Annotated in this window: 4 protein-coding genes; all 4 read left to right on the top strand. The window is 69.9% G+C overall.

All coding sequences use genetic code 11. From position 1 onward, the window contains the following. On the top strand, positions 1 to 3,915 hold a 3,915-nt coding region (locus tag QNJ12_RS17670), incomplete at its 5' end, for a calcium-binding protein (protein WP_300624591.1). Between the two features lie 260 nt (positions 3,916 to 4,175). Continuing rightward, the gene (locus tag QNJ12_RS17665; protein WP_300624589.1) at positions 4,176 to 7,982 is read left to right on the top strand and encodes a calcium-binding protein; all 3,807 of its coding nucleotides are present in this window, start codon (positions 4,176 to 4,178) and stop codon (positions 7,980 to 7,982) included. Between the two features lie 261 nt (positions 7,983 to 8,243). After that, complete coding sequence (locus tag QNJ12_RS17660) at positions 8,244 to 14,402, top strand: choice-of-anchor Q domain-containing protein (protein WP_300624587.1); 6,159 nt, start codon at positions 8,244 to 8,246, stop codon at positions 14,400 to 14,402. Positions 14,403 to 14,715: 313 nt separating this feature from the next. After that, positions 14,716 to 16,624, top strand: a 1,909-nt coding sequence (locus QNJ12_RS17655; RefSeq protein WP_300624586.1) for an Ig-like domain-containing protein, incomplete at its 3' end; no start/stop codon positions are given.

The raw sequence follows: 16,624 nt of genomic DNA, 5'->3' as shown, positions 1-16,624 counted from the left end.
ATCCTGCGCGAGCTCGTGCTCGAGGGACCGCTGTCGATCAACGCCGACCTCGACCTGCTGCTCGCCGACGGTGAGCTGCCCATCGGCGCCGATGTCGGCGTCGAGATGAACGGCGACCACTGCGGCACCGAACGGGCTGTCGCCGACGGCGACGACGGCACCGTCGACGGACTCTGGTCCGCCGACCTGTCCGGGGACTGCCCCGGCGGGCTCGGCCCCAACGCGTGGGCGCGGGTCAAGCTCTACGACGTCGACGGCGACGCCACCATGGCCTCGCCGCCACAGCCGCCGCAGATGTGGGTATCGGAGACCTACAACTGGGTCGAAGGGTTCGGCTATCTGTCGAACAGCCCGGTGGAGATCTGGGTGAACGCAAACCCAGCGGTCGATCCGTCGACGGACGTCATCTGGACGGACCCCAACGGGAACTTCCGGTGGGATGCGCCGTTCGATCTGGTGTTCGGCGACTATGTCGCCGCAGGGGACGGTGCGATCCTGCGCGAGCTCGTGCTCGAGGGACCGCTGTCGATCAACGCCGACCTCGACCTGCTGCTCGCCGACGGTGAGCTGCCCATCGGCGCGGACGTCGGCGTCGAGATGTGGGGCAACGACTGCCACACCGAGCGCCCTGTCGCCGACGGCGACGACGGCACCGTCGACGGGCTCTGGTCCGCCGACCTGTCCGGGGACTGCCCCGGCGGGCTCGGCCCCAACGCCTGGGCGCGGGTCAAGCTCTACGACGTCGACGGCGACGCGACGATCGCCGAGCCACCGCCGGTACCCCAGATCCGGGTCTCGGAGACGGGGAACTGGATGGACGGCCACGGGTTCGCCCCGGACGCCGCGATCGACCTCTGGGTCAACGCCGATCCGCTGACCCAGCCACCGACCGAGGGGGCCGGCTCGGATCCGCACGGCAACTTCCACTTCGGCTTCGGTATCGACCTCGTGTTCGGTGACTACGTCGCCGCCAGCGATGGGATCATCCTGCGCGAGCTCGTGCTCGAAGGACCCCTGTCGATGAACGCCGACTTCGACCTGATCGTCGCCGACGGCGAACTGCCCATCGGCGCCGACGTGAGGGTCGAGATGTTCGGCCAGGACTGCTACGCGAGCCAACCGGTCGCCGACGGCGACGACGGGACGGTCGACGGGCTCTGGTCCGCGGACCTCAGCGGGCAGTGCCCGGGCGGGCTCGGCGCCGACGCATGGGGCCGGGTCGGGCTTGCCGACGTCGATGGCGACGAGACGCTGGCCGAGCCGCCGCAGCAACCGCAGCTGTGGGTCTCGGAGAACCGGCACTACATCGAGGGGTTCGGCTTCGCGCCGAACGCCTCGATCGACATCTGGGTCAACGCCGACCCGGCCACCGAGCCGCCGAACTGGGGTGCGGGAACCGATCCCGGCGGGAACTTCAACACGACACCGCCGTTCGACATCGCGTTCGGCGACCTCGTCGCGGCATCCGATGGCGTGATCATGCGCGATCTCGTCGTCACGGGCCCGCTGTCGATCGACGCCGACTTGGCGGCGATGACGGCAGCCGGTGAGTTGCCGGTCTTCGGAGAGATCGACGTCGAGATGCAGGGCGACGATTGTGGAGCCCAGCTCGGCGTGACCGACGGTGACGACGGAACGTTCGACGGACTGTGGTCCGCTGATCTGTCCGGGCAGTGCCCCGGTGGCCTCGGCGGCAACGCCTGGGCACGGGTGTTCCTGCCCGAGCCCGACGGTGACGCCACGATCAGCGACTTCATGCAGCCGCGCATCTGGGTGTCGGAGACCCGGGACGACGTCGAGGGCTTCGACTTCGCGCCGAACGGTTCCGTCGACATCTGGATCAACGCCGACCCGGTATCCGATCCGCCCTTCGACACGTTCGGGACGGACCACGGCGGCAACTTCCACTACGGCTTCGGGTTCGACCTCATCTTCGGGGACCTCGTGATCGTGTCGGACGGCTCGACCCAGCGTGAGCTGGTGCTCGAGGCGCCGCTGTCGATCGCCGCCGACTTCGGTGCGGTGACCGCCGCCGGCGAGCTGCCGTTCGGCGCCGCGGTTGACGTCGAGATGAACGGCAACGACTGTGGCGCCTGGACCGGCGTCGCCGATGGCGACGACGGCACGGTCGACGGCCTCTGGTCTGTCGACCTCAGCGGCCAGTGCGGCGGCCTCGGCGCCAATGCCAGGGCGAGGGCGTTCCTGTACGACATCGACGGGGACGCCACGGTCGTCAACGACGACCAGGCACGGATCTGGGTGGCGGTGCACGAGCACTACATCGAGGGCTTCGGCTTCCTGCCGAACGCGCCGATCGACATCTGGGTCAACGCCGACCCGGCGACGCAACCGCCGACCGAGGTCTGGGGCACCGATCGCCACGGCAACTTCTGGTGGAACGCCTCGTTCGCCTTCGCCAACGGCGACACGATGATCGTGTCCGACGGGGTGGAGACGGCCGAGCTCATGACCATCGGGCCGCTGTCGATCAACGCCGATCTCGATCTTCTGTTGGCCGACGGCCAGTTGCCGGTCGGTGCGGACGTCGACGTCGAGATGTACGGCAACGCCTGCGGTGCCTGGCAGACCGTCGCCGACGGTGACGACGGCTCAGTCGACGGATTCTGGTCCGCCGACCTGAGCGGGCAGTGCCCCGTCGGGCTCGGGTTCGGCGCCTGGGCGCGGGTGTTCCTGCACGACGCCGAGGGCGACGCCACGATGGTGTTCCCCGAGCGTCCGCCGACGACGCGCTCGTCGGTGACCAGTAATTGGGTCGAGGGCTACGACCTCGCTCCCAACGCTCCGATCGAGATCTGGGTCAACCAGAACCCGGCGATCGACCCACCGACGGCGACGTCCGCGACCGACTTCCGCGGCCACTTCTCGACCCACCCGGGGCCGGATCTGGTCTTCGGCGACTACGTCGCAGTGTTCGACGGCGCACTGCTGCGCGAGGTCGTGCTGACCGGACCGCTCACGATCGACGCCGATTTCGGCGCCCACACGGCGAGCGGCATGCTGCCGGTCGGGGCCGAGGTCGACGTCTACCTGAACGGCCCGTACTGCGGCGCCCGGGTGACCGTGGCCGACGGTGACGACGGCTCGGTCGACGGGTTCTGGTCCGCCGATCTCGGCGGTCAGTGCGGCGATCTCGGCCAGCCGGCCCATGCGCAGGTGATGCTCGACGACGGCGACGGCGACTTCACCGTGGCCGAGGACTTCGAAGAGGTCCTCTGTCGCGGTGCGCCGGTGTCGGTGTTCATCGGCAACGGTGAGTCGCCGACGCCCGGCCCGGACGTGATCCTCGGGACCGAAGGCCCCGACGTGATCGACGGGCTCGAAGGCGACGACATCATCTGCGGGCTCGGTGGCGACGACGTCATCGCCGGTGGTCTAGGACTCGACACCATCGACGGCGGCGAAGGCATCGACGACATCGACGGTGGCAAGCACAACGACCAGATCTTCGGTGGTCCCGGCAACGACATCCTCTACGGCGGTGGCGGCGGCGACCGGATCTGGGGCGACGACGGCGACGACCAGCTGCGCGGCGGCTTGGGCAACGACCGGCTCTACGGCGGGCCGGGGTTCGACGAGCTGCGCGGCCAGAACGGCTCCGACGACGTCTACGCCAACAGCGCCACCGTCTTCACCACGACGGACGTCGACACCGTCTACGGCGGCGGTCTGTACGACGACGTGTGGGGTGACGCCGGCAACGACGTCGTGTACGGCGGCAACTTCGCCGACGTGCTCTCCGGCAAGTCCGGCGACGACTACCTGTACGGCAACAACGGTGCCGACACGTTGCGCGGCGGCCCGCACATCACGGGCGACTACTGCAACGGCGGCGTCCACAACTCCGGATCGGGCGACACGGCCAGCGCCTGCGAGACGGTGATCAACGTGCCGTAGCCGAACTCGGCCGCGGCCGGTGCCGGCGCCCGGCGGGGGCTCGGCGCCGGCCGTCCCGCGCGCGCCGGGTGACTTCTCGGTGAACGCGTCGTCGACCGCCCGTCGGCGGCGAGCTGATGCGAGGCGTCATCTCGGTAGCGAAAGGGTCGAAAGGCCCTACTTCCAGGGCCGGACGGCGGCGTCTGCTGAGGGGGAGGGAGACCGGGCGCGGGACCACCGGCGGCACCCCCCAGCGTGGCCCACGCCTCAGGAGGTGGGTCATGGACGCCGAGCGGACGACCACAGTCCGGCCGTGGAACCAGTGGCGGAGCACCCCCGACGGGAGAGACGGTCGGCGGAGGATCGGGTGGCGAGGCGTCCTCGGCGTCGTCTCGCTCTTCGTCTTCCCCGGCATCGTCGTGCCGCATGGCTCGGTGTCGAGTGTCGGCGAGAGCTTTCGGGCATCGGTGACCGAGGACTGGGTGGCAGGCCAGGGCTGGACGCCTGGTGCCACCGCCGACGTGTGGGTCGACGACAGCGGTGGGTCGACGAAGGGCTCGACGTCGACGGTCGTCGAGGGCGACGGGAGTCTCTTCGTCTCGCGAGACGAGCTCGGCGTCGACATCGTGTTCGGCGACGACGTCTACGTCGTCCATCCTGGTGCCGGGTTGGCGGGCACGATGACGGGCCCGCTGTCGATCACCGTGGTCAGGGACCCGGCCACGGCGTCGGGCACCCTGCCGAGCGGCGCCACGGTCCAGGTGTACGTCACCGGTTCGTTCTGCGAGGCGACGGCGACGGTGTCCGACGGTGACGACGGCTCGGTCGACGGCAACTGGACCCACGACTTCAGCGGCGCGTGCCCCGACGGCCTCGGCTTCTTCGAGCGTGGCGAGGTGGACGACGGCGCCCCGACCGCAACGGTCGCCCAGACGGCGCCGCTCTACCACATCGGCGCGTCGCTCGACGAGGACTGGATCTACGCCAGCGGGTTCCCACCCTTCGGCTCGGCCCACGTGTACGTGAACGCCGACGTCCTGGTCGACCCGCCGACGTTCACGACACCGCTCGACCACCTCGGGCGCTTCCACGTCGACAGCGGCCTCGATCTCGTCTCGGGCGACGACGTCAGCGTGGTCGACAGCACACTTGCGTTCGGTCGGGGGATGATCCTCGCCGGGCCGCTCTCGGTGACGGTCGACCCGGCGACGCCGATCGTCGCCGGTGAGCTCCCGACCGGTGAGGGTGTGCAGACCTGGGCGTGGGGCTCGGACTGCAGCACCGGCGCGTTCGTGCTCGACGTCGACGACGGCACCGTCGACGGGCTCTGGTCGAAGGACCTCGGCGCCGACTGCCCGACCGGTCTCGGCGTCGAGGAAGGCGCGGTCGCGCTGCACTTCGACCCGGGCGACAACTTCACCCAGGCGTGGTCCGGACCTCCGCCCCAGCTCTGGGCCTCGGAGAACCGGAACAACATCGAGGGGTTCGGCTTCGCGCCGGGCGCCCGTGTCGACATCTGGGTCGACCTCGACCCGGCCACCGATCCGCCGAATTGGGGCGCAGTGACCGATCCGGGCGGGAGCCTCAACACGACGTTGCCGTTCGACATCGACTTCGGCGACGTCGTGGTCGCATCCGACGGCGTGACCACTCGCGACCTGGTCGTCACCGGGCCGTTGTCGATCGACATCAATCTGGGTCTGAAGGTCGCGTGGGGCGAGCTGCCGCTCGGGGACGAGGTCGAGGTCGAGATGGGCGGCGACGAGTGCACCGCCCGCCAGACGGTGGCCGACGCCGACGACGGCACGGTCGACGGGCTGTGGTTCGCCGACCTGAGCGTTGACTGCCCCGGCAGCCTGGGCAGCCGTCCGTTCGCACGGGTCTTCCTCTACGAGGTCGACCGCGATGCCACGATCTCCGACTTCCTGTGGCCGCGCATCTTCGTCTCGGAGACCCGGAACGAGGTCGAGGGCGTCGACTGGCTGTCGACCGGTTCGGTCGACATCTGGGTCAACGACGACCCGGCGTCCGATCCCCCGCTCGCCACGGTCGCGACGAACCCCGACGGCAGCTTCCACTGGGGCAGCCCGTCCGACCTCGTGTTCGGCGACCTGGTGACCGCGTCGGATGGCTCGACCGAGACCTGGATGACCCTGAGCCTCCCGCTGTCGATCGACGCCGACTTCCCGACGATGACCGCCACCGGCGAGCTGCCGGTGAACCATCTCGTCGACGTCGAGATCAGCGGCGACGAGTGCAGCGCATGGGGTCGGGTCGCCGACCGGGACGACGGCACCACGGACGGGTTGTGGTCGATCGACCTCAGCGATCAGTGTCCCGGCGGCCTCGGCGCACACGCCCGGTCGCGGGTGTTCCGGTACCACGGCGGCGGCAACGCAACCGTCGTCAACGACGATCAGGCATACATCTGGGTCGCAGTCGGCGAGCACTACATCGAGGGGTTCAGCTTCCGATCGGACGTGCCGATCGCGATCTGGGTCAACCGCGACTGGACGACGGATCCGCCGAACGACTTCTCGAGCACCGACTTCAACGGCAACTTCTGGTGGGACGCATCGTTCCCGTTCGCCTTCGGCGACACGATGACCGTGTCCGACGGCTTCGAGACCGTCGAGCTCGCCACCGCCGGCCCGCTGTCGATCGAGGCCCAGTTGGAGCTGCTGACCGCGCTCGGCCAACTGCCGATCGGGGCCACGGTCGACGTCGAGATGGGCGGCAACGACTGCGGCGCCTGGGCGACGGTCAGCGACGCAGACGACGGCTCGGTCGACGGGTGGTGGTCCGCCGACCTCAGCGGGCAGTGCCCCGCCGGGCTCGGGCCCGACGCGTGGGCGAGAGTGCTCCTGCCCGATGCGGAAGGCGATGCCACGATGGTCTTCCCGGAGATGACACCGAGCCTGCGTGCGTCGGTGACCGGCGACTGGATCGAGGGCCACGACTTCGACTCGATGGCGGCGGTCCAGATCTGGATCAACGCAAACCCGGCGACCGATCCGCCGACGATCGACACGGCGACCGACATCCACGGCCACTTCGTCGTCGATGCGAAGCGGGACCTCCTCTTCGGTGACTGGATCGTGGCGGACGACGGCGCCGTCACCCGCTCCCTCGGGCTGACCGGCCCGTTGTCGATCGACGCCGACTTCGGCGCCCAGACGGCGGCTGGGATGTTGCCGCTCGGCAGCGAGGTGACCGTGCTGCTCGGTGGTCCGCAGTGCGGTGCCCAGGTGACGGTCGTCGACGGCGACGACGGCGCGGTCGACGGGTTCTGGTTCGCCGACCTCACCGGCCAGTGTGGCGAGTTCGGTCAGCCGGCGGGCGCCCAGGTGATGGTCGACGAGGGTGACGGCGACTTCACCGTGGCCGAGGACTTCGAGGAGGTCTTCTGCGGCGGTGAGCTCGTGACCGTCTTCATCGGCATCGGCGACTCGCCGACGCCTGGTCCGGACGTGATCCTCGGGACCGAGGATCACGACGGCATCGACGGGCTCGAGGGCGACGACGTCATCTGCGGCCTCGGCGGCGACGACGTGATCGACGGTGGGCCGGGTCGCGACGTCATCTTCGGCGACGAGGGCGGCGACGTGCTGTTCGGCGGTCTCGGCAACGACCGGGTCTGGGGCGGTCCCGGCAACGACAGCCTCTACGGCTCGGGCGGCGGCGACCGCCTGTGGGGCGGCGACGGCGACGACAACGTCAGCGGCGGCAACGGCAACGACCGGCTGTACGGCGGGCCGGGCAACGACGACGTGCGCGGCCAGAACGGCTCCGACCTCGTCTACGCCAACGACGACGTCGAGTTCTCCACGACGGACGTCGACACCGTCTACGGCGGCGGTCTGTACGACGACGTGTGGGGTGACGCCGGTCCCGACCTCCTCTACGGAGGCAACATGGCCGACGTGCTGTCCGGCAAGTCCGGCGACGACGACCTGTACGGCAACAACGGCGCCGACGTGTTGCGGGGCGGCCCGCACGTCGTCGGCGACTACTGCAACGGCGGCGTCCTCAACTCGGGATCGGGCGACACCGCCAACGCCTGCGAGACGGTGGTCAACGTGCCGTAGCCGAACTCGGCCGCGGCCGGCGCCGGCGCCCGGCGGGGGGCTCGGCGCCGGCCGTCCCGCGCGCGCCGGGTGACTTCTCGGTGCCGGTCGGGGATATGGACGTTCGTCCCTGGGAGCGGCGCGGGAAGATCGCGAGGATGGGGGCGAGGGGCGGGGCTCTCGTCCCGCGGTCGGTGCCGGTGCGTTCGCAGCGGCGGACGGGTCGGCCATGCCGAGACGGCGCCTCCCTGGGCGACCAGCCCGCCCGGAAGGAGGCCGGTCATGGCCTGGTGGACCGACGACCACACCACCCAGGAGCCCTCCGCCGCTCGGCGGATGCTCGTCCCCGCGATCCTGCTCGGGTTGATCGCGTCGTTCGTGATGATCGGCTCGAGACCGGTCGCAGCCGCCCCGCCCGGCAACGACGACTTCGCCGCGGCCACGACGATGGTCGGCAACGACGGGGAGCTCCTCGCCCAGACCAACGTCGACGCCACCGCCGAGGTCGACGAGCCCAGCCACGACGGCCTGCCGTTCACGCCCACTCATTCGGTCTGGTACGACTGGACGCCGACGGCGACCGCGATGGCCAAGGTGCACGTCTACGTCTCCGGCAGCTGGGATCCCGTGCTCGCGATCTACACCGGCTCCGCAGTCGACTCGCTCACCGAGATCGCAGCGACGCACACGACCGGCTCGAACATCGGGCAGTGGTTCTCCGCCGACGCCGGGACCACGTATCGCATCGCGATCGACGGGGTCGACAGCACCGAGAGCGGCACGTTCCGGGTCGAGTGGACGATCCCCTCACCCAACGACATGTTCGACGAGGCCAGGGAACTCCTCGGCGACGGCGGCATCTTCGAGCTCCAGAGCAACGAGCAATCGACCGCCGAACCAGGAGAGCCCGCCCACCACGGCCGCATGCCGATCAGGTCGGTCTGGTACGAGTGGACGCCGAGCATCGGCGGTCGTGCGGCCGTCGACGTGACGGCCGACGGCTGGAGCCTCGTGGTCGCCGCCTACACCGGCTCGGCCGTCGACGCGCTCACGCCGATCGCCAGCGACGGCGGTGCGACGTCGGAGCACATCGAGTTCGACGTCACCGCCGGCACGACCTACTCGCTGGTGGTCGACAGCTGGACCGCGGGGAACACCGGCGGCTTCGACATCTCGTACAGCATCACCTCGCTGCCGAACGACGACTTCGCCGACGCGACCGCGCTCGCCGGCGACTCGGGGGCGCTCGTCGCGCAGAGCAACGACGCCGCGACCGCAGAGACGGGCGAGCCCGACCACCACGGCCGCACACCGGTCCGATCGGTCTGGTACGAGTGGACGCCGAGCATCGGGGGGAAGGGCGCCGTCACCGCGACGTCCGACCCGTACACGACGTGGACGACCGTGCTGGCCGTCTACACCGGCACCGCCGTCGATTCGCTGACCCCCGTCGTCAGCGCCGGCGGCGGCAGCACGAGCCTCGTCGAGTTCCGGATCGATGGCGGCACCACCTACCGGATCGCAGTCGACGGCTGGACCGCCTCGTCGACGGGCAGCTTCGACATCGACTGGGCGATCGTGTCGCCACCGAACGACGACTTCGTCGCCGCCACCCCCATGGTCGGCGACGCCGGTTGGCTGCTCGACCAGACCAACGCGGACGCCACTGCGGAGGCCGGCGAGCCGAACCACGCGGGTCGGACGCCCAAGGTCTCGGTCTGGTACGACTGGACGCCGAGCACCGCCGGCGATGCCGTGGTCAACGCCACGATGCAGTCGACGTTCGACGAGATCGTGGTCGCCGTCTACACCGGCGCGAGCGTCGACACACTCACCGAGGTCACCGCCTCCCCCGGCAACATGAGCCACACGCGCCGGCTCGAGTTCCCCGTCACCGGTGGCACGACCTACCACCTCGTCGTCGACGGCTACGACGCGGGCGACACCGGCACGTTCGACCTGACGTGGGCGCTCTCGCCGCCACCGAACGACGACTTCGGCGAGCGGATCGCGCTGGACGAGCGGAACGGCGTCCTGGTCGGCACGACCGAAGGAGCCACCCCCGAGATCATGGAGCCGACCCACGGCGGCGTGCCGGGGACACCCGCGCACTCCGTGTGGTACGAGTGGACGCCGATCTGGGACGGTGACGCGGAGATCGACCTCGACACGCCGTCCGCGCCGGACGACTGGACGAGCGTGGTCGCCGTCTACACGGACGACCAGCTCGGCCTGCTCGCACCGGTCGCGTCCGCCAGCACGGCCGGCACGCACGTCGACCTCGACTTCCCGGTCATCGGCGGCACGACGTACCAGGTCGTCGTCGACGGTCAGGCCAACGGCGAGTTCGGGACGTTCGACCTGACGTGGTCGTACACCCCGTACGGCGGCACGTTCCTGGTCACGAAGACCGACGACACCGCGGACGGCGTCTGCGACAGCGACTGCTCGCTGCGCGAGGCGATCGCGGCCGCCAACGCAACCGGCGGCGACGACACGATCACCCTGCCGGCCGGCCAGTACGACCTCACGCTGTATCTCGAGGACGAGCTTCACGTCGAGCGTGAGACGGGGACCACCTCCGTCATCGGTGCCGGTGCCGAGACCACGGTCATCGACGCGACCCGACTCGGTGATCTCGGCCCCTCATGGCGGTGGCGCGTCATCAGTGTCGGCTACCACGCCGGGCTCGAGCTCGTCGGCGTGACGATCACCGGCGGGTACACGGTGACCGGTGCCGACAAGGACGGTGCCGGGGTGCTGAACATGAACGGCACGCTGACGATCACGAACTCGATCATCGAGGACAACTGGTCCGGTGAGGACGGCGGCGGCATCTCGAACCAGCTGGGCACGGCCACGATCACCAACTCGATCATCCGCAACAACAGCACGAATCCACCCGAGTACAGCACCTGGAGCGTGGGTGGAGGGATCTACAACAGTGGCACGATGACCATCGTCGGCAGCACGATCGTCTCGAACGAGTCGAGCAACGACGGCGGCGGCGTCGGCAGCGACGGCGGCGTGCTGAGCAACGACGCCGAGCTCCATGTCGTGAACACGCTGATCGCCGGCAACACAGCCCAAAGGGGCGGCGGCATCTTCAGCGGCGATGGCACCAGCACGATCACCGACGCCACCGTCGTCGACAACCAGACGTTCGGCTACTTCAGCGGTGGCGGCGGCATCTTCAACTGGGACGTGATGACCATCACCGACTCGGTGATCGACGGCAACTCGACCACGTCGACCAGCTTCTACATCGAGACCGGCAGTGGCGGCGGCGTGCAGAACCGGTACCCGGGCGACCTCACGATCACCGGCACCACCATCACGAACAACACCGCCACGAACGACCAGTGGGACACGAGCCCTCTGCTCGGCGGACGGGGAGGCGGCGTCATCAACGCCGGCGGGATCGCCACGATCGAGAACTCGACGATCGCTGGGAACACCGCTGCGATGGTCGACCGCTGGGATCCGTATGGCTACCCCTACCTCGACGGCGGTGCGGGCGGCGGGGTGGCCCACATGCTCTACGTCGTGCTCCCGGCCGGCTACTGCCCGGTCACAGTCCTCGACGGGGTCACGATCACCGACAACACCGCCGCCCACGGCGGCGGCGTCAACAGTCGTTGGGAGGACGACCTCCTCGGCCTGTACGGCAGGGGCAACTGGCCGAGTCTGGTGGTCGACGACCCGTACAGCCTCGAGTGCCCGGACTTCTACGTGACCAACTCGATCATCGCCGGCAACCACGCCACGATCAGTGCCGGTACCGAGGATTCGTGGGGCGGTTACACGTCGGTCGGGTACAACCTCGTCGGCGTCGGCACCGGCGCGCCCAGCGGCGGGCCCGGCGACGTCGCCACGGCCGATCCGATGCTGTCGCCGCTCGCCGACTTCGGAGGGCCGACCGAGACGTACGCGCTGCTCCCCGGATCGCCGGCGATCGACGCCGGTGCGACCGATCTCACCGTCGACCAGCGGGCCATCGCACGACCGCAGGGCGCGGCCGACGACATCGGCGCCTTCGAGGTCGACGCCGGTCCCAACGCTGCGCCAGTGCTCGGACCGATCGGGATTCTCACGGTGACCGAGGGCGACGTGCTCGACGTCCCGATCAGCGCCACCGACGCCGACGGCGATGTGTTGGTGTTCTGGATCAACGGTGCGCCTGCGTTCGCATCGCTGACCGACCACGGCGACGGCACAGCGACCCTGAGCCTCGCACCCGGTTACGCCGACCACGGTTCGTATCCCGGTGTCGTCGTGACCGTGTCGGATGCCGTCGCGATCGACGACGAGACGATCACGATCGACGTCATCGACGCCAACGGCACCCCGACCGCCGACGACCAGTCGGTGTTCGCCTGGCAGGACACCTCGGTCGACATTGTCCTGGCCGGGTCCGATCCCGACCCGGATCCCATCACGTTCGACATCGAGACACCTCCCTCTCACGGTCGGCTGACCGGCACGCCGCCGAACGTGACCTACACGCCCGACGAGCGCTACCTCGGCGACGACTCGTTCACGTTCGTCGTCGACGACGGCCAGGTGCCGTCACCCGCCGCCACGGTGTCGATCACCGTGCACGACATCCGACCCGACCCGAGGTTCGGCACGGACGGGATGTGGGTCAGCGGGTTCGGTGGCAATGGTCAGGCGGAGGCGGTGATCGAGCTGCCCGATGGCAGCGTGGTCGCGGCCGGCTGGACCGTGCAGGGCGGCACGGACAGCGCCATCCTGAAGCTCACGCCGGATGGCGCGCTCGACCCGACGTTCGGGACCGGCGGCGTCGTTGCCGGTACGATCACGAACTTCGCCGACCTCGTCCACCAGACCGACGGCAAGCTCGTGGTGGTCGGAGCCGCGGGCGGCGACCCCGCGATCGCGAGGTTCGACGTCAATGGCGCGCTCGACGCGACCTTCGGGACCGGCGGCATCGTCACCGTCGACCTCAACGGCGCGGCCAAGGCGGTCGCGCTCCACGCCGACGGCAAGATCGTCGTCGGCTGGGAGGACAACGACGACGACGTCGGCGTGCTGCGGCTGCTGCCCGACGGCACCCCCGACGCCACCTTCGGCACCGCCGGCATCTTCTCGGTGCCCCGCGGTGGCAACACGTGGGTCTCCGACGTGGTGGTCCAGCCCGACGGCAAGATCGTGCTCCTGTGGACGTGGCACCACGGCACGACGTTCGACGACCAGGTCATCGAAATCGCGCGCCTGCTCCCGGACGGCTCGCCCGACGCCACGTTCGACACGGACGGCAGGACCGACATCGACCTCGATCAGTTCGCGGCGGGCCATGGGCTGGCGCTCCAGACCGACGGCAAGCTCGTGATCGCCGGCGAGACGTGGGAACCGTTCGACCGGAACGCGATCGTGGCCCGGCTCACGGCGGCCGGCGCGCTCGATGCCACGTTCGGCGCCGGCGGCACCACCCACGTCGCCTACGGCACCGACTTCGAGCAGTTCAACGACGTCGCGCTCCTCGCGGACGGCACGATCCTCGTGGCCGGGAGCGCCGGCGTCGCCGGCGAACGCGACGGCATCGTTGCGCGGCTCCTCCCCGACGGCGGGCTCGACACGACGTTCGACCTCGACGGCAAGGTCATCGGCGACCTCGGCAACGACGAGGACAACCGCGCGCTGGCCGTGCAGGCGGACGGCAGGATGCTGTTCGCCGGACAGTGGGGTTCGGAATGGGGTGTCCTCCGGCTGATCTCGACCGTGACCTACCCGGTGGCCTGCGACGGCCGGGACGCGAGCGTCATCACCGCCTACGGCGAGACCCCGACCGCGGGGCCCGACGTGATCGCCGGGACCCCCGGCCCCGACGTCATCGACGGGCTGGACGGCGACGACATCGTCTGCGGGTTCGAAGGCGACGACGTGCTCGCCGGCGGGCTCGGCCTCGACCGGATCATGGGCGGAGCGGGAGTCGACGACGTCGACGGCGGCAAGGGAAACGACCTGATCTGGGGTGGCCCGGACAGCGACGTCCTGTACGGCGGTGGCGGCGGCGACCGGATCTGGGGCGAGGGCGGCGGCGACGAGCTGCGCGGCGGCAACGGCAACGACCGGCTGTACGGCGGGCCGGGACGCGACGAGCTGCGGGGCCAGAACGGTTCCGACCTCGTGTACGCCAACGACGACGTCGACTTCTCGACGACCGCGGTCGACACCGTGTACGGCGGCGGGCTCTACGACGACGTGTACGGCGACGCCGGCGACGACACCATCTACGGCGGGAACTTCGCCGACGTCCTGTCGGGCAAGTCCGGCGACGACAGCCTGTACGGCAACAACGGCGCTGACACGCTGCGCGGCGGTCCGCACATCCTCGGTGACTACTGCAACGGCGGGATCTACAACTCGGGCAGCGGAGACACCGCTACTGCCTGCGAAATCGTCGAGAACGTGCCGTGAGCGACGGCCCACGACGCATTGAACGGATCTTGACCCCGCTCGGGTGATTGCTCCTGCACGGCGCCGGCGGGCACGGTAGCTTCGTACCTCCAGGCGCGGGCGATGGCGGTTGCCCGCATCACATGCATCGCATGGATCGCATGGCCGCGGCGGCAGGAGGTGGGCCATCAACGAGCGACGAACGACCACACATCGGCGGATCGGATCGAACGCAGTCGTCGGGCTGCTGCTCGTCCTCGTCGCCGTGCCGAGCATCGTGTTGGATGCGACCACCGTGGCCGCGAACAGCACGCCGACCGCGGATGATCAGTCGGTGTTCGCCTGGCAGGACACCTCGATCGAGATCGTGCTGACGGGCTCGGACCCCGACCTCGACCCCATCACGTTCGGCATCGAGACACCGCCGTCCCACGGGCGGCTGACCGGCACGCCTCCCAACGTGACCTACATCCCCGACGAGCGCTTCCTCGGCGACGACTCCTTCACCTTCACCGTCGACGACGGCACCGCGACGTCGACCCCGGGCACGGTGTCGATCGAGGTGCACGAGATCCGGCCCGATCCGCGATTCGGCATGGGCGGTGCGTGGGTCAGCGGATTCGGCGTGCCCAGCCAGGCCGAAGCGATCGCCGAACTGCCCGACGGCAGCTCGCTCGTCGCCGGGTGGACCCAGCCCGGCGGAGACGCCAGCGTCCTCGCCAAGCTCACACCGGATGGACAGGTGGACGGAACGTTCGGGATCGGCGGCGGCGTCACCGGCACCGGCCGCTTCTACGACCTCGTGGTCCAGCCCGACGGCAAGATCGTCGCCGTGGGAGAGTCCGGCGGCGATCCGTCGGTCGCCAGGTTCGCCGCCGACGGAACACCCGACGCCACGTTCGGGACCGGCGGCATCGTCACGCCGGATCTCGACGGCGAGGCGAGAGGCGTCGCGCTACAGGCCGACGGCAAGATCGTCATCGGGTGGGACGGCAACAGCGAGGTCGGTGCCGCCCGGTTCCTGACGGACGGCACCCTCGACACGACGTTCGACAGCGACGGTGTGGTCACGGTGCCGCACAGCGGTGACAGCGAGGTGTCCGATCTCGTCATCCAACCCGACGGCAAGATCGTGCTCTTGTGGACCTGGCAGTACCAGATCGTCCCCGACGACCAGGTCGTCGTGCTCCACCGGCTGCTCACCGACGGCTCGTTGGACACCACGTTCGACGGTGACGGCGAGGCGATCATCGACCTGGCTTCCTTTGCGGCGGGCCATGGCTTGGCGCTGCAGCCCGACGGCAAGCTCGTGGTGGCCGGTGAGACATCACCGCCCTCGGAACGCGACGCGATCGTCCTGCGGGTCACCTCGGCCGGTGCGCTGGACGCATCGTTCGGCACGGGCGGTGTGGTCGACGTCGACTTCGGAGCGGACGTCGAGCAGTTCAACGACGTTGCGCTCCGAGCCGACGGCACGATCGTCGTCGCCGGCACCACCGGAGTCGTCGGCAGCCGCGATGGCATCATCGCACGGCTCCTCGCCAGCGGCGGGCTCGACTCGACGTTCGACCTCGACGGCAAGGCCACGGGAGATCTCGGCGGCGACGACACGGCGCTGGCGCTGACCGTCCAGGCGGACGACAAGCTGCTGCTCGCTGGCCAGACCGGACAGGAGTGGGCGGTCCTCCGGTTGATCTCCACCGAGACGTACCCGGTCGCCTGCGACGGCTTCGACGCGACGGTCATCACGGCGTACGGGGAGGCCCCGACGGCGGGCCCGGACGTGATCGCGGGGACCCCCGGGCCCGACACGATCGACGCGCTCGACGGCGACGACATCGTCTGCGGCTTCGAGGACGACGACGTCGTCGTCGGCGGGCTGGGCCTCGACCAGCTCCACGGTGGCATCGGCATCGACGACGTCGACGGCGGCAAAGGGAACGACCTGATCTGGGGCGGCCCCGACGGCGACATCCTCTACGGCGGTGGCGGCGGCGACCGGATCTGGGGCGACGACGGCGACGACGTGGTGCGTGGAGGCAACGGCGACGACCGGCTCCATGGCGGACCGGGCGGCGACGAGTTGCGCGGCCAGAACGGCTCGGACCTCGTCTACGCCAACTCCGACGTCGACTTCTCGACCACCGACGTCGACACGGTCTACGGCGGCGGCCTCTTCGACGACGTCTTCGGCGACGCGGGCAACGACACCATCTACGGCGGCAACTTCGCCGACGTGCTGT

It is taken from the genome of Ilumatobacter sp. (assembly GCF_030065885.1).
Lineage (GTDB): Bacteria > Actinomycetota > Acidimicrobiia > Acidimicrobiales > Ilumatobacteraceae > Ilumatobacter.
This window is presented reverse-complemented; position numbering and strand designations above follow the sequence as displayed.

Bases quoted from the DNA above. Each gene is read 5' to 3' on its own strand.
- QNJ12_RS17660 (WP_300624587.1), top strand. From the start codon at position 8,244: ATGGCCTGGTGGACCGACGACCACACCACCCAGGAGCCCTCCGCCGCT.
- QNJ12_RS17665 (WP_300624589.1), top strand. From the start codon at position 4,176: ATGGACGCCGAGCGGACGACCACAGTCCGGCCGTGGAACCAGTGGCGG.